The organism is Ruegeria sp. YTSA168 (assembly GCF_059610045.1).
Map to the genome: position 1 here is coordinate 172,277 of NZ_JBXWMW010000005.1, position 22,197 is coordinate 194,473.

Below are 22,197 nucleotides of genomic sequence, written 5' to 3' on the forward strand. Positions count from 1 at the left end.
TTATTCTCCTTCGTGCGTGCTGCGCACCGCACCACGTGGGAGAGTCAGCGCCTTAACCAGCAATTCGATATCCTTGCGGAATTCATTCATGCTTTCCTGACGACCTGCCGAAATCTCTTCGAGAATGCGCAGCAATTGCACATCCATGGAACGCAACCGCATCCGGCTTTCGGCATCAATGCCTTCACCTGCACCATGTTCGCGCATGTGATCCAGCAGCGCATCCTGTCCAAGCGCCACGCGTTCCAACGCAGCGGTGATCCCCTCATTGTCTGCCTGGCGCTGGTTCATCTCACCGATGGCACTCACCAGCTGCCCCAGCTTGCCCGACACATCGGCTCGGTCTTGTTCCTGTGCTGAAAACAGGTCCTGCAACGCATCCATCTGCTCGGACATCGCATCCAGAACCGGGGCCAGTACGGCGATTTCCGCACCACCTTCTTCGCCCGAGGCAAACCCAACACGGGTGATTGATGACAGCCATTCTTCAAGCTCGCGATAGAACCGGTTCTGCCCGTGGCCCGCGAACACCTCAAGCAGGCCCACGATCAGCGACCCGGCAAGGCCCAGCAGCGAGGAGCCAAACGCAACGCCCATGCCTTGCAACTGCGCTTCAAGCCCCGTCATCAGTCGGTTGAACACCGCCAGACCTTCCTCACCCTCTTGCGGGTTCAGGCTGCGGATCGTGTCCACGATCGCGGGGACTGTCGTGGCAAGGCCAAAAAAGGTTCCCAATAGGCCCAGGTAGATCAGGACATTGGTGATGTAACGCGTGATTTCGCGTTCTTCTTCCACCCGTTCCGCGACCGAATCCAGAATGGACCGGGTAGAGGTCGAACTGATCTGGGACCGGGCGCCGCGTTCGCGCAGCAGTGAGGCCAAAGGCGCCAACAGTTGCGGCGTGCGCGCATCTTCGCGCACGACACCGCCAACAAACGCCTCAATCCAGCGGACCGACCCGATCAGCTGAGTGACCTGATAGAAACAGGCAAACACACCGATGACAAAAACCATCAGAATGAAGCCATTCAGATATGGGTTGGCGAAGAAGACCGGTAGCACATAGGGCAGTGCCAGAAACACACCCAGCGCGGCCAGACCGATTGCCATCAGCATCATCACGATCTGACGAATGGGATGCGAGAAATGGGGTCTCGCGCCCTGATGTGCCTGCGCCATGCGCGTGGTTCCTGATTTTGCCTGCTCTGCTGCGAAACTAGCGAAATTGCGCCGGTGACGCCAAGGATTTATGCGGTGATGCTTCGCACCCGTTGCGACAACCACTCAAGATCAGGGTCATGCAGCCCGATCTCGGCCAGATGTTCCGTTGTGTTATACAAATATTCGGTGTTTGGCCCTCGCCCGCCAATCGCATGGGCAATGATCTGGGCCTGCTCTTCCAGCGGCATTCCCCCGCAATACTGCACATGATGTGCGTCGATCACGTAGGTGACGGCATTGACGACATCCCCGTTGTCCAGATGCACATCCAGCATCCGTTCCACATAGGCAGATGAGATCAGCTCGCGTTCTCGCAATTCGTGCAGCGTGCGGTCTTCATGGCCAGCCTCAACGGCCAGAGCCAACCCTTTGCAATGGGCCTGAGCCTGTTCATCCAGTGCCAGAACAAGGCCCGGATGTTCTTCGGTGCCGCGATGATGGATCGAGCTCATGCAGAAGGACCGCGCGTAACCGTGCAGTGTTGCAAGCTCGCTGCGGGCCACCGGAAACCCCGGATTCCACAACAGCGACCCATACCCGAATACCCACATCGTCATTGCACTGGTCCTTGCCCGTTTGGGCCTATAAACATCAAATCCGAGGCAGGAAAAAGGCCAAAGCGGATGCGCCGACTGATACGAGTTCTCTTTTTCATCATCACCCTATGGAGCCTGTATTGGTTCGTTGCGGGTTATGGGCTGCGCAATGCGATCACCAACTGGTTTGATGCGCAGCAGGCGCGCGGATGGCAATCAGAATTCGCCGACGTTGAAACCTCGGGCTTTCCCGGACATCACGTTACCCGCCTGAACAGCCCCGCACTGGCCGATCCCGCCACCGGAACCGCGTGGAGCGCGGACTGGATCGAATTCAAAAGCCCCGCCATCTGGCCTGGACGCCAGATCCTGCGGTTTGCCGAAACACCTCAGCGCTTGTCCTATTTTGATCAAACGGCCACCATCGCTGCTGATGATCTGCAAGCTGAACTGCAGCTGCAACCCGGTGTGGCACTGGTGCTGGAGAAGATGGCGCTGACAGCAGGACCCTGGCAAATCACTGATGACGCCGATGCGCTGGCAGGTGGCAATACGCTAAGCCTGATTATGGAACAGACAGATGCGTCCGAAGCCTATGCGATCACCGCGCAGATCGATGGCTTTGCGCCGGGGAACGACCTGCGGGCGCTCATGCATTCGGCCACTTCGCTACCTCAACGATTTGAGACGCTGGAACTGGATATGGTGACCGTTTTTGACAAACCGTGGGATCGAACCGCCATTGAACAGAACCGCCCTCAACCTGTCGAAATCACGTTGAAACTGGCCGAAATAAAATGGGGTGAGCTTCGTTTGTTTGCCGCGGGTGAACTGGATGTGGATGCTCAGGGCATCCCGACCGGTGAAATCGCGGTCAAGGCCGAGAACTGGCGCGATATGATCGCAATGGCCAATGCAGCGGGGGCTCTGCCCGATCAAGCTGTTGATCCGGTTACTCGGGCGCTGAACTTTCTGGCGGGGCTGGGTGGCAATCCAAATGCGCTGGATCTGCAATTGAATTTCCGCGACGGGTTCGTGGCATTGGGCCCCCTACCCTTGGGGCCAGCACCGCGCCTGATCCTGCGTTAGCGGCAGTAGGAACCGCTGCGATAGCGGGCCGTATCCAGATGGAAATGGTCCCGGTGATACCGATCTGAGTTAGGGCCCAGAACCGTGCCAAACGGCCCGCAAGCCCCACGCCAGATCTTTTTGAGCTGCTTTTGCGACGGGTTCTTGCGCCATCCGTTCAAGACAGTCACAACCTCTCCGTCCGCCATGACAAAGCCCGAGATATCAATGGCACGGCCCTTACCATGCTCAGATATCCGCGCGCCTTTGCGATTGTTGCGGGTCCGACAGGCGTAGTGGGCCGCCACCTGCAACTGCACCACCGGCCCGCGTCGCTTGAATGTCGGTTTGACGGTTTTATCGACCCATTTATTCAGTGCGATCGCCGTACCGCAATCCATCGTAGACGCCCGGCTGAGCGTGACGCCCGAGACCGAGGTGATCTGTACAGCATCTTTAACCCCGCAAGCCTTGGTCTTGCTGGTCACACGACCCACAGGCTTGCCCTGTATCGCAATATCCCCACAGACCGAGCCTTTGCGCAGCTTACGTTTCTTGAACAAAATCTGCTGTTCCAAAGCCTCTGGGCGCGCATACGGCATCAAAGAGGTATCCGGGCTTAACAGCGGCAGATCAGACGGTCGTGCAGCAACAGCGGCGATCTGAGGCGACACAGGTCGCGGGACGGGCCGCATGTTTGGGATACTTATCGGTGCTGCCGTCCGACTGGTAATAGCCGCCAGAGCGACAGTTTCTGACGGGCGCGCGATGGGGACCAACGATTGCTCGGGTGCTGACGCGTGGCTGGTGCCACACCAGAGTGCGGCTATCACGATCAGAACGCGCCCAGCAATCGGCCTCATGATCCGATCTTCCCCCGGCCAAAATCCGGCGCATCCGTATCCTGGCCCGCATCGATAATACCCCGCCGGATCGCCCGCGTGCGGGTGAAATAGTCAAACAGGTGCTCTCCATCCCCGGTGCGAATGGCGCGTTGCAAGGCAAAAAGTTCCTCAGTGAACCGCCCCAGAATTTCCAATGTCGCGTCCTTGTTGGACAGGAACACATCCCGCCACATCGTCGGGTCCGAGGCCGCGATACGCGTAAAGTCACGGAAGCCGGCAGCCGAGTATTTGATGACCTCGGTATCCGTCACCCGACGCAGATCATCCGCAACCCCGACCATTGTGTAAGCGATCAGGTGCGGCGCATGCGAGGTGACAGCCAGAACCAGATCATGGTGATCCGCATCCATTTCATCGACATTCGAACCCATACCCTCCCATAACCCGCGCAAGCGGGAAATCGCACCCGGATCAGTGCCTTCAACAGGAACCAGCAGACACCAGCGATTGTCGAACAGCTCGGCAAAGCCGGACTCGGGCCCGGAATGCTCAGTCCCTGCCAACGGGTGCGCCGGGATGAAATGCACACCTTCGGGAATATGCGGTTGGACGCTTCGGATGACGTGACGTTTAACCGACCCAACATCCGAGACCGTTGCACCGGCCTTCAAAACAGGCGCAATCTCCTCGGCCACCGCTCCCATCGCACCGACCGGGACACAGAGTACCACCAGATCGGCCCCTTCCACGGCCTGGCGCACTGTGTCACAAACACGGTCGCATAGGCCGATCTTGCGGGCCGTCTCACGGGTCGCCTCGGACCGCGCATAGCCAGTGACCTCTCCGGCCAGACCGGCGCGTTTGATGGCCCAGAACATGGACGAGGCGATCAGGCCCAGCCCGATCAGCGCAACGCGGTCATAAATCTGGCTCATGCGGCGCCCTCTTTGAATGCAGTGATCGCAGCAACAACGCGACGACAGCCTTGCTCATCACCCACGGTGATCCGCAAAGCGTTTGGCAGGTTGTAGCCTGCAACCCGTCGCACAATCAAACCCTGCGTTTTCAGATAGTCGTCACAGGCTTCGGCTTCGAACCTGTCGGCAAAGCGCGCCAGGATGAAATTGGTGCAGGATTGGTCCGAGGGCACACCGATTTTGGCAAGCTCCTCACTCAACCACACACGCCACCGCGCGTTTTCTGCCTGACAGAAGGACAGGAATTCCAAGTCGTTCACTGCAGCCTCCGCCGCGGCCAGAGCGGTCAACGACAGGTTGAAGGGCTGTCGGACCCGGTTCAGCACATCGACAATGGCCTGATGCGCATAGCCCCAACCAACCCTCATACCGCCCAGACCGTACACTTTCGAAAAGGTCCGGGTCATGATCACATTCTCATAGGCGTCGACCAATGAGGCTCCGCCATCAAACCCGTCCACAAACTCGGCATAGGCCCCATCCAGAACCAACAGGCAAGTGCCGGGCAGACCCTGCGCCAGATGCTCCAGTTCGTCATCCGAGATCATGGTCGAGGTTGGATTGCCAGGGTTTGTGACAAATACGATCCGTGTTTGCCCGGTCACGGCAGACAGAATGGCATCCACATCCACCTTGCGGTCCCGCTCGGCCACCATAACGGGTGTCGCCCCGGCCATGCGCGCGATGATCGGGTACATTGAGAATCCGTGCTCGGTATAGATCACTTCATCCCCCGGCCCTGCATAGGCCTGCGCGATGAATTGCAGCACCTCATCACTGCCGACACCGCAGACAATCCGCGCCGGATCCAACCCGTGCCGCGCGCCGATAGCCGCACGCAGGCTGGCGTGATCGGTACTGGGATAGCGATGCAGAGTAGCCGCGCTGTCACGCACCGCCTCGATTGCCCTGGGGCTTGGCCCAAACGGGTTTTCGTTCGAACTCAGCTTGATCACATGCTCCACTCCGGCCACATGCGACTGCCCGCCCTGATAGAGCGCGATATCCATAATGCCGGGTTGTGGGGTGATCTTGGTCATGAGAGGCTCCGTTCAATGGGCCTCTCATACCCGTCTCAAGAGATTGAGAAAAGCGGCAATTCCCCTATGCAGCCTTGAAGCGCGCCGTCACCGGGTCGGCGTTGTAGTAGGGCGTAAACTCCTCGGTCCGGTGGGACAGGTCATTGACGCTGTCTATGATGAACTGAACCGTCTCTTCGCTCATGAGGTATGAGAAGTTCAAACGCACCCAACCTGGCTTCTTCATCTCTTCCCCAGCAGAGAGCGCTGCATGCAGCTCGTCCGACGCGGCGCGTTCGATCCCCAGCAAACGATGCGCATAGGGGCCCGCACAGGCGCAACCGCCGCGCGCCTGAATGCCATAGACATCGCTCAGCATCCGGGTGAACAGCTGTTGGTGCACCGGCTGGCCAGAGTTGTCCCGGATCAGGAACGAGAAGATCGGCAGCCGATGCGCGGCTTCGACCCCCAGCAAGGTCAGATTGGGATTGTCTTTCCAACCGTCCAGCGCCATCTGATTGAACTGCACTTCGCGCCGGGCGATCTCATCAGTGCCAACAACATCCTTGACGATAAAGGCCAGCGCCGCACGGATGTCGCCGATCACATTGGGCGTTCCGGCCTCTTCCCGTGTCGACAGATCGTCACTGTAGTCATGACGCCAGGGCGACACGAAACTGACGGTTCCCCCGCCTGGCCAACTTGGGCAGCGCCGTTGCACCGCCGGCTCGTTCACGATCAAGACACCGGATGCCCCCGGCCCACCGGGAAACTTATGCGGAGAAACCACGATCGCATCCTTGCGCGCATCCTCTGGGCCCATATCCATCGGCAGGTATGGCCCACCCCCGGCATAATCCCAAACGGCCAGCGCGCCATGCGCCTTGAGAATCCGCGTAACCGGGTCCGGGTCGGTGATGATGCCCGTGACATTCGAAGCCGCAGAAAAAGACCCGATCACCAGATCAGCATCTGCATGCGCCAACAGCGCCTCTTCCAACGCCTCCAGATCAACGCCACCCCCATCGGCTTCGGAAATTTCAATGACGCGTGCCTTGCTTTCCCGCCATGGCAGAATGTTCGAATGATGCTCATAAGGGCCAATCAAAACAACCGGCTGCGCTGCGTCCTCTACGCCCAGCAAATTGACCAGACGGTTCAACCCTGCAGTTGCGCCCGACCCGGTGAAGATCACAGCGTCTTTCTCGGCAGCACCCACGATGCGGGCAATTTCGGCGCGTGCTTCGCGGCGCAGACCGGTCATATACGATCCGCAATACGAGGCCTCGGTGTGGCTATTGGCATAGAACGGCAGAACATGGTGGGCCACATAGTCTTCGACCTGCTGCAACGCGCGACCTGAAGCTACATAGTCCGCATATACAAGCGGGACATCCCCATTCAAACCGGGGATCTGAACGTTCTCTCCGATCAATCCGTCGCGCAGATTGGAATTTTGAGTGGTGGAACTGAGTTCCGCACGAAATCTGGACAGGGTCATGGCATCGCTCCTTACTATGCCACCAAGATGATTGATCAGAATTGGAAAAACCCTCTCTAATTTTGCGTAGATTTCTTTCTATTTGTGTCATATGATTAGTTATGTCCTTAAATTTAGATCAAATAGACACACGCATTCTCAAAGAACTACAAAAAGACGCCACACTGTCTCAGCGTGAGCTGGCGGACCGCGTCGGCCTGTCTCAGAATGCCTGCTGGCGACGACTGAAGGCCCTGAATGAAAACGGGGTGCTGATCGGTTCAACTGCGCGTATCGCACGCGAGAAACTGGGCCTGACGCTTGTGGTTTTCGTCATGCTCCGCACACGTCACCACTCGGCCGACTGGTTACAGGCCTTCCGGCGTCACGTATTGACGATCCACGAAGTGGTGGATTTTCACCGTATCGGCGGGGATTATGACTACCAGCTCAAAGTCGTCACGCAGGATATGGCGTCCTACGACAAGGTCTATCAACGCTTGATCGAAAAGGTCGAACTGGACAGCGTCACATCTTACTTCGCTATGGAAGCCATCGCCGAGGGACGCCCCCTGCCGATTTGATCACGCTGTAAACAGAGGGCGTTTTTGCCTGAAAAAGGGTACGGTGATCTTTCGGAATGCTTCCAGTTTTGCTGAGGGCCAAACATCCGGATGCGCCACGATCCAGATGTCCGCGTAGGGTTGCGGCAAAAGGATCGGAACTTGCACCAGGCCCTCAAGAGAGCGACCCAGAAACAGCGGCATACGAACAACTCCGAGACCTGATTGCGCCGCACCAGCCATCGCGACCATATCGTCAAAGCGCATGTGTATGCGCGAGTTTGGATAGGTTCGGCCGACGCCATCGGGTAGGCTTGTTTGCTTTTCATAAAGCAACCAATCCACAGGTGCTTCCGGGTCCTGCAGCATTCGCGCCGCCCAGTCAGCAGTGGCGAAACATGCGCTATGCTGTTGTGTCAGACGCAACCCTTTCAAGGTATCTCCGGGATCGCGACTGATCCGGATCGCGATATCGGCTTCGCGCCGGTTGAGATCCAAGATCTCGTTTGCCGCGCGCACCTGCAGCGTCACTGAAGGGTGTTTAAGGGCAAACTCGCCCAGCGCCGGGGCCAGTACATGGGCAACCAGCAATTGCGGTGCAGTTAAGGTCAGTTGCCCTTCCAGCCGGACATCTCGACCCGACAAACCACGCAGCATCGCATGCTCCGCGCTTTCCATCCGGGCAGCGTGCAGCGCCACCAAATGCCCCGCCTCTGTCGGCCGGTACCCGTCCGCCAATCGTTCAAAGAGCACATCCCCTGTCGCCGCTTCAGCGCGGGCGATACGGCGTGCAACAGTCGTGTAGTTGACACCCAGTTCTTCTGCCGCAGCGGATAGGGTTCGCCGTCTTACGACGGCAAGTATGGCACGGTAATCATCCCAATGAACGTCCATGCATGCAAGTTTGCATACTGATAGTGCAAAAGCACGCGTTTTCGCAGAATGGGTCAGACCTTAGCTTTTGTGCACACATCAAGGAGCAAAGCCATGATCTATGCGTACGCAAAACTAACCGTAAAGAACCCCGACGCACTCACCTCTTATCGCGAGCAGGCCGGGCCTGCACTCGCACGCCACGGCGGCAAGGTAGAACACGCCACAGCAGAAACAACTGCTTTGGACGGCACGCCGGATCTGCCCGACGTTGCTGCCCTGCTTTCGTTTCCCAACCGGGAGGCAGCGCTCGGATGGATCAACGACCCAGAGCTGAAGAATGTCCACGACTTGCGTCGTAGCGCAGGTGCCTCGGATATCGTTCTCTTGGCCTGAAACTGAAAAGAGCCGCACTCGAAGGTGCGGCTCTGTATTTCACATCGAAATGCGAAGATCAGTTCTTCGCGTAGAATTCGACGACCAGGTTCGGTTCCATCATCACCGGGTAAGGCACATCGCCCAGACCTGGTGCGCGCACAAAAGTCGCGGTCATCTTCGAGTGATCGGCGTCGATGTAATCAGGCACATCACGCTCGGCCAGTGCAGCGGCTTCCAGAACAATGGCCAGTTGCTTGGACTTGTCACGCACTTCGATCACGTCGCCTTCTTTGACGCGGTAGGACGGGATGTTTACCCGCTTACCGTTCACTTTGACGTGGCCATGGTTCACGAACTGACGCGCGGCAAACACGGTCGGCACGAACTTGGCGCGGTAAACAACAGCGTCCAGACGGCGCTCCAGCAGGCCAATCAGGTTTTCACCGGTATCGCCCTTGACACGCTCAGCTTCTGCGTAGATGCGGCGGAACTGCTTCTCGGTCAGGTCGCCGTAGTAGCCTTTCAGCTTCTGCTTGGCGCGCAGCTGCAGACCGAAGTCCGACAGTTTACCCTTGCGGCGCTGACCGTGCTGGCCGGGGCCATATTCACGACGGTTGATCGGGGATTTCGGACGACCCCAGATGTTTTCGCCCATCCGGCGGTCGATTTTGTACTTGGCAGACGTGCGTTTTGTCACGGCTGATCTCCTTCTTTAGTGGCATTGCAGCTTGATCCGAAAAACCGGTTCCCACTTTTCGGGCTGCAATAGCGTTTCCGCTCAACCCGATGCGAGATAGTTTCGGCCGCACCGCAACAATGAAGGGCGTTGTCCTCTTGAGGTTTCCCCCATGACAGGCATCCCCTTGCGGGGGCCACCAACACCAATGAAGCCGCGCTTATATCTGCAAAGAGATCAGAGTCAACATGCGAATTCGGGAGTAAATGCTTCGAACCCACAAGGCATACGCACATCATGGATCAATCAGACCAAACACGTCCAAACCCATGCAGGTATCGAAGGAAGAAGAGTTCAGGAAAAACCTGGGTGAGGAAAGCTTACGACGTTCGCATCCGGTGTAACGCGCGCCGAAGCAGGCGTGACATAGTGCGATACTTCGCTGATCCAAAACAACTGGTCCCGCGCGGGGCAGCCGTTTTCAAATACAAATGTAGGGTTAACGTCACCCTCCTGCATCACCAGATCAGCGCAGAACTGCTGCGCCCCGTTGGACAGAACGACTGAGGCGCAGGTATCGCCCGTGATTTCCCGGATAACAGCGAATCGATCTGCTACAGAAGACGAGGCCGCACCCATCGCACCAACGCGTTCGATGCTTTGCTCTAAGCTTGTGGCCAAAACCATGGATTGCCCACGCCAGGACCAGGCCGCTCCAACCATCAAAGATTCCAAAGGCGCCGCTTCAAGCTCATCAAGCTCGGTCTGCGCCCATGATATCGCTATACAACCTCTATGTTCTGATTTCATCTGCCCGAACTCATCCCGAAACACACACTTACTAACAGTGGCTCTTTATCAATCCGAATTCCGGCAAAAAAGAGACCAAATTCAAACATAACAAAGATTGTTGCAGAAGGGATTCAAATCCGATCAACTAAGCTTTAACTGTCTGCCTGGGCCAGATCACGTGTCAGCTCTTCCCTTGCACCTTTGACCATGACTTCTCCACGCCGCAACACGACCAGTTTGTCGACAAGGTCAGAGGCAAAGTCGAAACATTGCTCAACCAAAACAATTGCCATTACGTTCGTGGTTCTGAGATACCGGATTGGACCAATGACAGCACGCCACTCTGCCTCACCGATCCGGAAGGAAAGGTTGTTGATGGCGCGGAACCCATTGAATGTGATAAAAACGCCGCTCACCCGAAGTAGGGTGCTCGTTCTGTAAGACTTGCTGAAATGTGGACTGTCACGCAAACTGCGTTAGGGTCGGGTTTGGTCGCAGCACGCAGGATCTCTTTCGAAGACGACAAAACGATAATCGCTTCGCCCGCGTATAACCTCGCAAAAGCATGGTTCATTCTGCGCACAACCTCATCCCGGATCGCTTCAATAAATCAAACATCACCTGACAAAGCTCTTTGCTAATGTCTTTGTAGCAAGCCGTTTGCACTGAACGAGTATTCTTCTTTTTTGCCAATGATAACATGGTCATGGACGAGCATACCAAGCGTATCGCACGCGTCTAGCACACGATCGGTCATCTCGATATCCGATCGGCTTGGTGTAGGATCGCCGGATGGGTGATTGTGAACAAGGATAAGCGAACTTGCGTTGAGCTCCAAAGCTCGCTTGACGATCTCCCGCGGGTAGACCGGCACATGGTCAACCGTGCCTTTTGCCTGCTCCTCATCCGAAATCAGTATGTTCTTACGGTCCAGATACAGAACACGGAATTGTTCGACCTCCCGGTGCGCCATGGCCGTCCGACAATAGGTCACCAGCGCATCCCAAGAAGATACCACATCGCGCTTCATGACCTGCGCCTGCGCCATGCGGTGACCGAAGGCTTCGATCACCCGAAGATGGTAGTACACCCAGTCATCTGCCCCCTCGACCTGAAGAATTCGGTGCTGCGACGCCGCGACGACCCCATTCAAATCGCCAAATTCCGCCAATAAGCGTTTGGCCAGAGGTTTTACATCAATCTTCGGAATTGCGTTGAACAGCAACAGTTCCAGCAACTCATATTCCGGCATTGGCTCATGGCCACCCTTAAGGAACCGGTCCCTGAGGCGTTTCCGGTGCCCCCAATAATGCGGGCGTTTTGCGCCATCATCACCCACGATCAGGCCGCCGCCGGCTGCGTTGCCGGGCGACAACCGATCACGGTGCACATAAGACGGAGAAAACGCTGTTTCAATCATAGCATCGGGTGGAGGCGTGCGAGCGTCCAGATCCCTAAGCCCCTGTGCCGCCTCTTCCGAAAAGCCTGCCTGCTCATCATACGTAACCAGCTTACCGAACCTTGTCTTGTCCGTAGCGATGAACTCCTTGAGTTGATTGACGATCTTTCTTTTCATCGACGCACTGCGTTACCCTTTTTCTGCGACCATGCGCAAAGCTGGTTAACAACTGGTAAATCGAAGCGGAATCGTTGGCAGTGTGACGATACTCGTGCGCAGCAGACAGCGCATATCCCGGATCACTCGACGTTCTCGAAGAAACGGCACCGGCGTTTCCGCGAGAATGAACTGCCGCGTCATCTGTTCGAGACGACCGTGGCACGCTGCATTAAGGAGGGTCTCATCAGCGGCCAGTGCATGGCGGTTGATGCCAGTCTGATTGAGGCAGATGCGAGCAAACAGAATTCGACGCCAAAAGAAGATTGGGAGCCATCGGACATTGATCCGGCAGATGCGCCAAGTGCGTGGCGGGGCGAAAAGCTGATCGTGGATTATGAAGGTCGACCAAGAAACTTCTCCAAATCATCACGGTCAACGCAGGTTTTATACATACATTTCAAGGGCATTCTAGCAGAGATATTAAACTCTTGGTTCGGCCCAGTGCTGCCGCTGACCCTGCCTTTTGAATGCTACGGTCGCAGCCCAAAACTCGCTGCGAGCGCAAAAACAAGAGCGACATTTTCGGGAACACGTTTCCTGACACCTATCATTGAGACTGCAGTTCTCCACCGGGATTGGACATTATTCGAAGGCATCTAGATCACCAGATTGACGATATGTGCCGGCCTTCAGACGCAAGCTGTCCTCGATTACAGAAGCAACGGCGGCAACGCAGACGAGAAAACCCGAAATGGGCACAATCGCGATGGCGAATTTCTTGGGCATGTAGTTTGGCTTGAAAACGATACCGCCGTCCTCCCAGGTGAAATACCACATCTCCCAGTATTTGCCGCCCATGGTCTGCACCGCCTCGATACCCCAGACGATCATCACGATGCCCAGGCAGAAAATCACGGCAGTCCAGAACTGTTGGATAAAGAACGCCGCCTTTCGTGGAAGCCAGTTGTAGATCAGGTCAAGCGCGATATGGTCTTTATCCCGAACAGTGAGGGCGAGTGCGAAGAAGACCAGCCAGATGTTGCTTAGCACTGTCAGAAGATCACCCCAGATCGGCGGGTCCTTGAAGACATAACGCATCACGACCGAGTAGACCGTGAAGGCCACCATCGCCAGAAGCAGCACCGCGCAAAAGGCGGTCAGCGTCTTCTTGACGGCATTGTCGATGAACTTTACGGCGGCAATCATCGGAAGCTCCTTTCTCAACTCGCGAAGCCGAGAGCGCGTGGAAGATACATAGTAATGTCCGGAACGACGATCAGCACGAAAAGCAACACGAAAAGCGCTACCAGGTAGGGAAGCATGGCGAGGGCGACTTTCTCAAGCCGCACTTCGGCGATGGCGCCCGCAGTAAAGAAGGCAACACCTACGGGCGGCGTGACCGACCCGATCAGGAATCCCACCACGACTACCAATGCCGCCTGCACGTCCGGGTAGCCCGCCTTGACCATCACGTCCACCAGGACCGGGCCTGCCACGATAATGTTGGCCGCCGAGTCCATCACCATGCCCAGAAGACAGATAAACAGGACCAGAACCAGTGCGAAAACCAGCGGGTTGTAGGTGTAGCTTAGCAACCATTGTTCAAGCTGGCTGATCGCACCCAGCGAGGTCAGAAGCCAACTGAACGGGCCAGACGCCGCGATAATGATGAAGACCATCGCGGAGTTGCGAAAGGCCCGCACGAATGCACTCTTACAATTGGTCCAAGTGATGGTGCGGTAGATAAACAGACCCACGAACAGTGCGATTGTCGCTGTCAACGCACCTGCCTCCACCACGCCGGCGATGCCGAAAACGACAGAGCCGACCAGAACCACCGGGATCAGAAGTGCAAAGGACGACTTGTACCCGGAAATGGCGATGCCTTTGAGACTGAAGGGCTCCTCACTGCGCTCGAAATTTTTCTGACGCGCGATGACATAGTTGATTATCATCAGAAGCCCGCCAATCATCAGGCCCGGTATGATCCCGCCTGCGAACAATGCGCCGACAGAGATGCCGCCAGCGTTCGCTAACACGATCATCATGATGGACGGAGGGATGATTCCGCCAATTGTGGAACTGACTGCGGTGATGGCTGCGGCGAATTCCGGCGGGTATCCCGCCTTTTTCATACCCGGCACCAGGAGCGACCCAACCGTCGCCGTGTCGGCCACGACCGAGCCGTTCATTCCCGCAAAGAACATGGAAACCAGCACATTGGCTTGCGCCATGCTGCCGCGCATCCGCCCGATGATCCGCTGGCTCAAATCCACCAGACGATCGGTGATCGTGGCCGAAGTCATAAGCTCGCCGGTCAGCATGAAGAAAGGAATGGCCGTCAGCGGCACCGAGTCGATCGCCTGAAACATCTGGCTGGGGATCAGGATCATCGGAGCAGCGTCAGTGATCAGGATATAGACCACCGGGATCAGGATCATCACGAAGCCAACAGGCGCGCCCAGCATGATCATCACGACCAGGATAGTCAGAAGTGCGACGCTTTCCATTCAATCTGCCTCGCTGCAGTTTGTTGTTATGTAAGGGCGCGGAACCCGATCCCGCGCCCTTGCCAATCTCAATCGTGGTCCGCTCGATTTAGAGCGCGCCCGCTGCTTCCAATTGAGCAATGAAATTGCTCATGCCCTGTTCTTCTAGAACGCGGCGCGCGGTTACCGGGTCGTAGGTGCCCTTGGCATTCAGCCAGGCATCGATGGCCCCGGCACGCCAGAGTGTCAGCTCTTCTTCGGTCGGAACATACCAGTCCTTTGCGGTTTCCTTGATGGAAATCTCACCCGCCTCGACCCATTCGCGGTCCAGTTCCTGCACTCTTTGACCAAACGCTTTCGCTGCTGTGTGCAGCCATTCCCTTTCCTGATCGGTCAGCGCATCGTACTGGCGCTTGTCGATGGAAAGCTGATTGCCAGACCAAGAGCCACCGATCTCGGTGAAATATGGAGCAACCTCATGTAGCTTGGCCACGTGCTGCCAGGGAGTAGCGACATACTGGCCAGACACAACGCCGGTCTGTAACCCCTGATAGAGCTGCGCCCAGTCATACGGCACGGGGACAGCCCCCCAATTCTTGACCAGCGTGTATTCAATTGGGCTCTTGGTAACGCGCCACTTAAGCCCTTCCATGTCCGCTGGCACCCGCACCGGTCCATTCGCATTACCCAGCTGCCGGAAACCACCCGAGGAGTAAACGGTCAGACAAACATGACCCGCTTCCTCGGCAGCGACCTGACACTGTTTCTCCGCCAACCACTCCGACGAAATCCGGTCAGCATCCTCAATGCTTTTGAAGATGTAGGGCAAATCAAAAATAGCAAGCGCCGTTCCGAAGTTGCCGAAGTTCGCCGTGGAGCTTGTCCAAAGCGCCAGAAGTCCCTGGTTCGCTTGTTCGCCACATGTCTGCTCGCTGCAAAGCGACTTGCGGTAATGCGGCTCGATCGTCAACTGACCGCCCGACACTTCGTTCAGCGTTGGGATCAAAGCCTGATCGATGGCATCACCAATCGGCATGCCAATAAACCCGACCGTTCCCAGTTTTAGCACTTTCTCGGCAGCCGCGGATTGCGCGAACAATGCGGTCGCCGACGCAAAACAGACTGCCTTCAGTATAGACGACATAGTCATTAGATCATTCTCCCGTTGAGCTTTTTCTCTTGCTCACATCATCGGCCTGCCCCCGAGCCGGTGAAAGTGACAGATTGATTAAAAGCAGGTGACAGATTGCCAGGAGACTGACAGGCTACTTTACGAAACGTTACAACAAATGGCAAAAGCACAGGATAAGGTGGCAGGCTTGAGCTCGACCGCACTGCGATTTATAAAGCTTCCCGAATACTCACGCCTCAGTTTGCGCGACCAAGTCTGCGAAATTGTCAGTACGGCAATAACGTCGGATGCGCTGGCCTACGACCGTCCGCTGCCGTCCTGCCGACAGCTGGCGGACCAGCTTGGAGTATCCAGAAACACGATCTTCGCCGCCTATAACCGTCTGGTGGATCTTGAGTTCTTGGTCTCGCGTGATCGATCAGGCTACTTCATTCACCCGAAGATGGCAGCACTGCAAACCGCGCGCGGCAAGGCCAAGGCGGCCGAGCGCGAGATCCAAGAGTGCCCGGTCAATTTCAAGCCAAACAATCTTGAACCGATCATCATGCCTGTGGACTATCGGAGGTATCCCTATCCGTTCATCTACAATCAAACTGATCCGGATCTGTTTCCCGTTGACGGTTGGCGGGAATGCTCCAGACAGGTGCTGGGACGCGCGCGCATGCCGGCATGGGCCAGCGATGCCGTCGAAAGCGACAGCCCGCAACTGTTGCAACAACTGCGCCAGCGTCTTCTGTCCACACGCGGTATCTATGCCGAAGACGACGAAATCCTGATCACGCTCGGTGCGCAAAATGCCTTGTTCATTCTGGGGTCGATCTTCGCGCCTCAGGGAAACCCGGTTGCGATGGAAAACCCTGGCTACTTCGGCGCACGAAATGCCTTTGTGCAGTCCGGCAACACACTCATGGGGGTTCCGATAGATCAGGAAGGCCTGATCCCATCGGCGATACCAGAGGGTTGCCAGCTTGTCTTTACAACTCCCAGCCACCAGTTCCCGACGATGGTCACAATGAGCCAAACCCGCCGTGAGGAACTGATCAAAACGGCCGTGGAAAAAGACCTTATCATTGTCGAAGACGACTATGACGTCGCCATGAACTCTATCACACAGCCCCCGCTTTCATTACGGTCACTGGATACGACAGGTCGGGTGATATATGTGGGCAGCTTGTCAAAAATCGTCTCAAAAGGGCTTCGCATGGGCTTTGTCGTGGCCCATCGCGATATCATTCGTCAGGCACGTATCGCCCGCGGCGTGATGATGCGCCATCCACCGACAATCGTTCAGGAAATCCTGGCGCTATTTCTTCGGCTTGGTCACTACGACGCGCATGTGCAGCGGATCGGCGATCGGTTCAGCGAGCGCTGGCATGCGATGAATAACGCCATCGACACTCATCTTGGCATGATGCAGCGATCCAGGACGGAAGGCAGTACATCCTTCTGGCTGACCGGGCCCGAGGGGTTTGATTCCAGTGCGTTGGCGGAACGGCTGCGCGAAAATGGTGTTCTGATCGACAAGGGGCAGCGCTACTACATCGGCAACAGCGACAGCAGAAGCTTCCGTCTTGGCTTCGCATATGTGCCGGTATCCAAGTTTCAGTCCGGCGTGAAGCTTATCGCCGACGAGATTCGCCAAGGGTGGTGAGGCCTCTTCGGGGCGCAAGTCGCGATCTGTCACTGTGAAATGCGCGTTCTGTCCCTCGCGATCCGCCGAGTTCTCTAGTTATCTGAATTTCACGCCCCCTTTGCGAGGGGTGCGCGATGATGTCTGTGAGATCCGGGGACCCGCCTTTTGAAAGACCAAGTTACCTCCAACCCGAATGTGGCGCCATTCCACTTTCAGGTGCCAGACGCGGAACTAAATGACATCTTGTACCGTGTCGCCAACTACCCTTGGCACGAGATGCCCGATGACGGCGGTTGGGACTACGGCACCAACATGGACTACCTGAAAGAGCTCTGTGCCTATTGGGTAAATGAGTTTGACTGGCGTGCTCAAGAGGCGCGCATCAACGCGTTTTCCAACTTCCGCACTTCGGTCGACGGGATCGACATGCATTTCATCTATGAACCCGGAAGCGGCAAAAACCCGATGCCGCTGATGATCAGTCACGGCTGGCCGGGTTCCGTGGCCGAATTCTTCGAAATCATCGAGCCGTTGGCCCATCCCGAACGCTTTGGCGGCGATGCCGCTGATGCCTTCACCGTTATCGCCCCGTCACTGCCGGGATTCGCGTTTTCAAGTCGCCCGCCCCGCCCCTACGGGCCGCGCAAGATGGCACATGTCATCAACTCCCTGATGACAGACACGTTGGGTTTTAGCGGCTATCTCGCGCAGGGCGGCGACTGGGGGGGCGCGGTTTGTTCATGGCTGGGCTACGACCATGCCCCCGCCTGTTCTGCGATCCATGTCAACGTTCTGACCATGCGGCACCCGGACGGACCTCAGACTGCTGAAGAAAGAGCATGGGAAGCGCAATTTGACCATGAACAGATCATGCAAAATGGATATCGTACGCAACAGGCGACGCGACCACAGACGCTAAGTTACGCGATGATGGACAGCCCCGTGGGCATAGCCGCATGGTTGATCGAGAAGTTCCATGATTGGTCAGATGTGCCGGTGGGTGGCATCGAAAACGCCCATTCAAAAGACGAGCTTCTGACCAACATCATGATCTACATCACCACGCGCTGCTTCAATACGGCGTCATGGATTTACTACGGACGGCGCGAGGAAGGCGGGCGCATCTTGTCGCCTGAAGGCAAGCGCGTCGAAGTGCCAACTGGCTGCGCCGTTTTTCCCGCCGAAATGCTGCGTTGGCCACCGCGCAGCTACGCGGAGCGCATCTACAACATTCAGCACTGGACCGAGATGCCGCAGGGCGGTCATTTCGCGGCGATGGAAGAGCCGCAGATGCTCTTGAATGACATTCGCAAATTTGCGCGCACGTTGCGCGGCTGATCCAACGGAGACTAGGCATGACGCTTTCCCACACCGACTATCAGGCTATTGCCTCTAAACTGAATCTCAATGGTCGGGCATTCATCGACGGCGCTTTCTGTGATGCTGCGGATGGCGAGAAATTCGAGACAACCAACCCAGCAACGGGAGACGTCCTGGCTGAGGTTGCACACTGCAAGGCAGCGGATGTGGACCGTGCGGTTGCCGCGGCACGGCGTGTGTTCAATGAAGGCACCTGGTCGCGAGCGGAGCCGGAAGAGCGCAAAGAGGTCCTTCTGAAAGTCGCCAAACTGGTACGCGAGCACGCCCATGAACTAGCAGTTCTTGAAAGCATTGATGCCGGTAAAACAATCAATGACTGCATGGAGGAGATCGGCGTCGAGGTCCCGAAATTCTTCCAGTGGTACGCCGAATTGGCCGACAAGACCTTTGGCAAGGTTGCCAACACGGGTCCAGGGGCCTTGGGGCTGGTGGTGCAGGAACCTATCGGCGTGGCCGGGGCGATTTTACCATGGAACTTTCCGCTGCTGATGGCCGCTTTCAAGATCGCTCCGGCTCTCGCCACGGGGTGCTCCGCCGTGATTAAACCCGCCGAACAGACACCACTGTCAACTCTCCGCCTTGCCGAGCTGATGCATGAAGCCGGAGTGCCAGCAGGCGTCATCAACGTCATTCCGGGCTACGGTGAGACCGCCGGAAAAGCCGTCGGTCTGCACAGCGATATAGACACTGTGTCCTTCACCGGCTCGACCGAAGTGGGCCGGATGTTCATGCGCTATTCCGGAGACAGCAACCTCAAGGTTGTCGGCCTGGAACTGGGTGGCAAAAGCCCATTCATCGTGCTCGGTGACGCCGTCATGGATGACGATCTGATTGACCATGCCGCAATGGCGGCCTTCTGGAATGGCGGGCAGAATTGTTCGGCCAACATGCGTCAATTGATCGCTGCGCCGTTGGTCGAGGAGTTCTCATCGCGCATTATTGACCGTGTTAGGGCGTTCAAACTGGGCGATCCGCTGGATCCTGCCACCGATATCGGCTCGATGATCACGAGCGACCACAAGGAAATGGTCATGCGCTATATCCAAAGCGGTCTCGATGATGGCGCAACTAAGATACTGGGTGGCAACAGTGACTTGCCAGGGCATTTCATTGAACCCACCGTGTTCCAGAACGTAACACCAGAGATGAAAATCGCGCGCGAAGAAATTTTCGGGCCGGTTCTCGGCATAATGTCGGTGAACTCTGCCGAAGAGGCGCTCGCCATCGCATGTGACACCGACTATGGCCTGCACGCCACCGTATTCACGCAGGATATTGACCAAGCCATTCACATGGCTCGGTCGCTGCCGTGTGGTACAGTCTCTGTCAACGGCTATTCTGAGGGCGACATCAAGACTCCGTTTGGCGGCTATAAGCAGTCTGGATCGCTGGCGCGAGATAACGGTACTGAAGCCTTGGAACAGTACCTGCAAACCAAGACGATCTGGATTCAATCGAAAGTCGGTTAAGCAAGCCATGTGCAGAGCTTTACCCGTAAACCCCGATCTTGCTTACGCAACCGGTTGTCAGCAGGTTCATTGTTGACAGATTTGTGTTGTCACCTGCCCACTGCAGCCTTTCATCCTACCATAATCTCCAGCCAATTGCCGCGACCGTAAGCGACGAAACGGTATTCGAAGGCGAGCTGTTCTTCAGCGCCGCGCAAGGTCAGCATGTAAGTATGGACTCACAGCCGACGAACCTGATCGCAAGCACAAAAAAAGACCCCCGAAAACACGGGGGCCTTAAACTTTTCAAAGATGCTGCGCTTAGCCGCGTTCTTCGATGATCTCAACCAGATGCGGGATCTTGTTGACCATGCCGCGGACCGAGGGAGTATCCTCCAGCTCACGGGTCTTGTTCATCTTGTTCAGGCCCAGACCGATCAGGGTTGCGCGCTGTTCGGCGGGGCGGCGGATCGGGGAGCCGATCTGCTTGACGACGATGGTTTTTGCCATGGGTCGCTCTCCTTATGCTTCTGCTTCAGCAGCAGGCGCTTCAGCAACGGGGGCTTCGTCCCGCTTGGGCAGGATGTCGGCAACCTTTTTACCACGACGTGCGGCAACCGAACGCGGGCTCTGCTCTTTGGTCAGGCCGTTGATGGTGGCGCGGATCATGTTGTACGGGTTCTGCGAGCCCAGCGACTTGGACACAACGTCCTTGACGCCCAGCATTTCGAACACAGCACGCATCGGACCACCGGCGATGATACCAGTACCTTCAGGTGCGGTGCGCATAACCACTTTACCGGCGCCGTGACGGCCCTCGATGTCGTGGTGCAGGGTCCGACCTTCGCGCAGTTGCACGCGGATCATCTGACGCTTGGCTTGCTCAGTCGCTTTACGGATGGCTTCAGGTACTTCTTTCGCTTTACCTTTGCCAAAGCCGACACGGCCTTTCTGATCGCCGACAACCACCAGAGCGGCGAAGCCAAAGCGCTTACCACCTTTTACGGTTTTCGACACGCGGTTGATTGCGACCAGGCGATCTGCAAACTCCGGTGCTTCGTCACGGTCGCGGCCACGGCCCCGACGGTTTTCACGTTCTGCCATTTGGCATCCCTTTTCTCATGTGGCGCATGGCGCCGTTTGTTCAATCCAAGTGAGCCCCGACTGTTGCCGAGGCCCCCGGATCATCGGGGCAGATCGAAACCCGCCCGCAAGTCTTAGATCTTCAGGCCACCTTCACGCGCGGCGTCGGCGACTGCCTTCACCTTGCCGTGGAACAAGAAGCCACCACGATCGAAATAGGCCTCTTCGACGCCTGCCTTCTTGGCACGCTCGGCGATGGCCGCGCCCACTTTGGTGGCCGCTTCGACGTTGTTCTTGCCAACAACACCCAGATCTTTTTCCAGGGTCGAGGCCGATGCCAGGGTCACGCCACGAACGTCGTCGATCAACTGAACGCTGATGTTCTTGTTCGAACGGTGAACCGACAGGCGTACACGGCCGGCGTTGACTTTGCGAAGTTTGTTCCGAACGCGCAGGCGGCGCTTCAGAAACAGGGTTCTTTTGCTGTTTGCCATTGTTTGCGTCCTTACTTCTTCTTGCCTTCCTTGCGGAAGATGAACTCGCCCTTATAGCGGATGCCCTTGCCTTTGTACGGCTCGGGACGGCGCCATTCGCGGATTTTGGCCGCGGTTTCGCCCACCTGCTGCTGGTCGATACCTTCCACAACGATCTCGGTCTGCTTCGGCGCGGTGATGGTGACACCTTCCGGAGCAGTGAAATCAACATCGTGGCTGTAGCCCAGGTTCAGCTTCAGAGTGTTGCCCTGCATCTGAGCCCGGTAACCAACACCCTGGATCTCCAGCTCTTTTTTGAAGCCTTGGGTCACACCGGTTACTAGGTTGGCAACCATGGTGCGGCTCATGCCCCACTGCTGGCGGGCACGCTTGGACATGCCACGGGGGTTGATTTGAACGACGTTGTCTTCGACCGACAGTGTGACGTCATCGGTTGCGGTGAAGCTGCGGGTGCCTTTCGGACCTTTGACTTCGATGGTCTGACCCGACACAGAGGCGGTAACGCCGCTGGGCAGCTCGACCGGTTTTTTACCAATACGAGACATTGCAGAC

At 56.8% G+C, this 22,197-nt stretch carries 24 protein-coding genes and 1 pseudogene; 7 read left to right on the forward strand and 18 right to left on the reverse strand.

Features of this window, described 5'->3' with window-relative positions; genetic code table 11:
- Together AC2FFE_RS12210 and AC2FFE_RS12215 are read right to left on the reverse strand one after the other, a co-directional pair.
- Complete coding sequence (locus AC2FFE_RS12210; RefSeq protein WP_496820275.1) at positions 1-1,179, reverse strand: biopolymer transporter ExbB; 1,179 nt, start codon at positions 1,177-1,179, stop codon at positions 1-3.
- A gap of 68 nt (positions 1,180-1,247) precedes the next feature.
- Positions 1,248-1,778: a gamma-glutamylcyclotransferase gene (locus AC2FFE_RS12215; protein ID WP_496820274.1), complete on the reverse strand. Its 531-nt coding sequence runs from the start codon at positions 1,776-1,778 to the stop codon at positions 1,248-1,250.
- Between the two features lie 66 nt (positions 1,779-1,844).
- Between AC2FFE_RS12215 and AC2FFE_RS12220 the strand changes: the two genes are divergently transcribed.
- Positions 1,845-2,846: a DUF2125 domain-containing protein gene (locus AC2FFE_RS12220; RefSeq protein WP_496820273.1), complete on the forward strand. Its 1,002-nt coding sequence runs from the start codon at positions 1,845-1,847 to the stop codon at positions 2,844-2,846.
- Here AC2FFE_RS12220 and AC2FFE_RS12225 read toward each other — a convergent pair.
- From AC2FFE_RS12225 to AC2FFE_RS12240, 4 genes are all read right to left on the reverse strand, one after another.
- A complete protein-coding gene (locus AC2FFE_RS12225; RefSeq protein WP_496820272.1) occupies positions 2,843-3,688 on the reverse strand; it encodes an extensin-like domain-containing protein in 846 nt (281 codons plus the stop codon). The two genes, AC2FFE_RS12220 and AC2FFE_RS12225, sit on opposite strands and share 4 nt — an antisense overlap.
- On the reverse strand, positions 3,685-4,605 hold the full coding sequence (locus AC2FFE_RS12230; RefSeq protein ID WP_496846757.1) for a prephenate/arogenate dehydrogenase family protein: 921 nt from the start codon (positions 4,603-4,605) through the stop codon (positions 3,685-3,687). Before AC2FFE_RS12230 ends, AC2FFE_RS12225 begins: the two co-directional genes overlap by 4 nt.
- Positions 4,602-5,687 (reverse strand): histidinol-phosphate transaminase, encoded by a 1,086-nt coding sequence (hisC, locus tag AC2FFE_RS12235; RefSeq protein ID WP_496846759.1) that lies wholly within the window; start codon positions 5,685-5,687, stop codon positions 4,602-4,604. The genes AC2FFE_RS12230 and hisC overlap by 4 nt, the downstream gene beginning before the upstream one ends.
- A gap of 64 nt (positions 5,688-5,751) precedes the next feature.
- On the reverse strand, positions 5,752-7,167 hold the full coding sequence (locus AC2FFE_RS12240) for an aminotransferase class V-fold PLP-dependent enzyme (protein WP_496846760.1): 1,416 nt from the start codon (positions 7,165-7,167) through the stop codon (positions 5,752-5,754).
- A gap of 101 nt (positions 7,168-7,268) precedes the next feature.
- On the opposite strand from AC2FFE_RS12240, the gene AC2FFE_RS12245 reads away from it, so the two are divergent.
- Complete coding sequence (locus AC2FFE_RS12245) at positions 7,269-7,730, forward strand: Lrp/AsnC family transcriptional regulator (RefSeq protein ID WP_496846761.1); 462 nt, start codon at positions 7,269-7,271, stop codon at positions 7,728-7,730.
- Here the strand turns inward: AC2FFE_RS12245 and AC2FFE_RS12250 are convergent, their stop codons facing one another.
- A complete protein-coding gene (locus AC2FFE_RS12250; RefSeq protein WP_496846762.1) occupies positions 7,731-8,603 on the reverse strand; it encodes a LysR family transcriptional regulator in 873 nt (290 codons plus the stop codon).
- 93 nt (positions 8,604-8,696) lie between these two features.
- On the opposite strand from AC2FFE_RS12250, the gene AC2FFE_RS12255 reads away from it, so the two are divergent.
- Positions 8,697-8,978 carry a DUF1330 domain-containing protein gene (locus AC2FFE_RS12255; RefSeq protein ID WP_496846763.1) on the forward strand — a complete coding sequence of 94 codons (282 nt, stop codon included), beginning with the start codon at positions 8,697-8,699 and terminating at the stop codon, positions 8,976-8,978.
- A 58-nt stretch (positions 8,979-9,036) separates the two neighbouring features.
- On the opposite strand, the gene rpsD is transcribed toward AC2FFE_RS12255, so the two are convergent.
- The 4 genes from rpsD to radC all read right to left on the reverse strand — a co-directional run bounded on the left by rpsD (position 9,037) and on the right by radC (position 12,004).
- Positions 9,037-9,657, reverse strand: a complete 621-nt coding sequence (gene rpsD / locus AC2FFE_RS12260; protein ID WP_496820263.1) for a 30S ribosomal protein S4 — start codon at positions 9,655-9,657, stop codon at positions 9,037-9,039.
- 333 nt (positions 9,658-9,990) lie between these two features.
- Positions 9,991-10,446: a hypothetical protein gene (locus tag AC2FFE_RS12265; RefSeq protein ID WP_496846764.1), complete on the reverse strand. Its 456-nt coding sequence runs from the start codon at positions 10,444-10,446 to the stop codon at positions 9,991-9,993.
- Between the two features lie 134 nt (positions 10,447-10,580).
- Positions 10,581-10,844 (reverse strand): hypothetical protein, encoded by a 264-nt coding sequence (locus AC2FFE_RS12270; protein ID WP_496846775.1) that lies wholly within the window; start codon positions 10,842-10,844, stop codon positions 10,581-10,583.
- A 221-nt stretch (positions 10,845-11,065) separates the two neighbouring features.
- Positions 11,066-12,004 (reverse strand): RadC family protein, encoded by a 939-nt coding sequence (radC, locus tag AC2FFE_RS12275; protein ID WP_496846765.1) that lies wholly within the window; start codon positions 12,002-12,004, stop codon positions 11,066-11,068.
- A 72-nt stretch (positions 12,005-12,076) separates the two neighbouring features.
- Here radC and AC2FFE_RS12280 point away from each other — a divergent pair.
- Positions 12,077-12,313, forward strand: a pseudogene (locus AC2FFE_RS12280) (transposase); the annotation flags it as partial.
- Between the two features lie 315 nt (positions 12,314-12,628).
- On the opposite strand, the gene AC2FFE_RS12285 reads toward AC2FFE_RS12280, so the two are convergent.
- The 3 genes from AC2FFE_RS12285 to AC2FFE_RS12295 form a co-directional block, all read right to left on the reverse strand.
- A complete protein-coding gene (locus tag AC2FFE_RS12285; RefSeq protein ID WP_496820260.1) occupies positions 12,629-13,192 on the reverse strand; it encodes a TRAP transporter small permease in 564 nt (187 codons plus the stop codon).
- A 14-nt stretch (positions 13,193-13,206) separates the two neighbouring features.
- Positions 13,207-14,496: a TRAP transporter large permease gene (locus AC2FFE_RS12290; RefSeq protein ID WP_496820259.1), complete on the reverse strand. Its 1,290-nt coding sequence runs from the start codon at positions 14,494-14,496 to the stop codon at positions 13,207-13,209.
- A gap of 88 nt (positions 14,497-14,584) precedes the next feature.
- Positions 14,585-15,625 carry a TRAP transporter substrate-binding protein gene (locus AC2FFE_RS12295; protein WP_496820258.1) on the reverse strand — a complete coding sequence of 347 codons (1,041 nt, stop codon included), beginning with the start codon at positions 15,623-15,625 and terminating at the stop codon, positions 14,585-14,587.
- Positions 15,626-15,794: 169 nt separating this feature from the next.
- Here AC2FFE_RS12295 and pdxR point away from each other — a divergent pair, with 169 nt between their 5' ends.
- From pdxR to AC2FFE_RS12310, 3 genes are all read left to right on the forward strand, one after another.
- Positions 15,795-17,258 carry a MocR-like pyridoxine biosynthesis transcription factor PdxR gene (pdxR, locus tag AC2FFE_RS12300; RefSeq protein ID WP_496820256.1) on the forward strand — a complete coding sequence of 488 codons (1,464 nt, stop codon included), beginning with the start codon at positions 15,795-15,797 and terminating at the stop codon, positions 17,256-17,258.
- 147 nt (positions 17,259-17,405) lie between these two features.
- Positions 17,406-18,578, forward strand: coding sequence for an epoxide hydrolase family protein (locus AC2FFE_RS12305; RefSeq protein WP_496820255.1), 1,173 nt, complete (start codon positions 17,406-17,408; stop codon positions 18,576-18,578).
- 17 nt (positions 18,579-18,595) lie between these two features.
- Positions 18,596-20,089 (forward strand): aldehyde dehydrogenase, encoded by a 1,494-nt coding sequence (locus AC2FFE_RS12310; protein ID WP_496820253.1) that lies wholly within the window; start codon positions 18,596-18,598, stop codon positions 20,087-20,089.
- A gap of 300 nt (positions 20,090-20,389) precedes the next feature.
- On the opposite strand, the gene rpmD is transcribed toward AC2FFE_RS12310, so the two are convergent.
- The 4 genes from rpmD to rplF all read right to left on the reverse strand — a co-directional run bounded on the left by rpmD (position 20,390) and on the right by rplF (position 22,190).
- Complete coding sequence (rpmD, locus tag AC2FFE_RS12315) at positions 20,390-20,578, reverse strand: 50S ribosomal protein L30 (protein ID WP_170402795.1); 189 nt, start codon at positions 20,576-20,578, stop codon at positions 20,390-20,392.
- 12 nt (positions 20,579-20,590) lie between these two features.
- Positions 20,591-21,172 carry a 30S ribosomal protein S5 gene (gene rpsE, locus AC2FFE_RS12320; RefSeq protein WP_496820252.1) on the reverse strand — a complete coding sequence of 194 codons (582 nt, stop codon included), beginning with the start codon at positions 21,170-21,172 and terminating at the stop codon, positions 20,591-20,593.
- A gap of 113 nt (positions 21,173-21,285) precedes the next feature.
- Positions 21,286-21,645: a 50S ribosomal protein L18 gene (rplR, locus tag AC2FFE_RS12325; RefSeq protein ID WP_039523386.1), complete on the reverse strand. Its 360-nt coding sequence runs from the start codon at positions 21,643-21,645 to the stop codon at positions 21,286-21,288.
- 11 nt (positions 21,646-21,656) lie between these two features.
- Positions 21,657-22,190, reverse strand: a complete 534-nt coding sequence (gene rplF / locus AC2FFE_RS12330; protein WP_050605833.1) for a 50S ribosomal protein L6 — start codon at positions 22,188-22,190, stop codon at positions 21,657-21,659.
- Between the last annotated feature and the right edge of the window lie 7 nt (positions 22,191-22,197).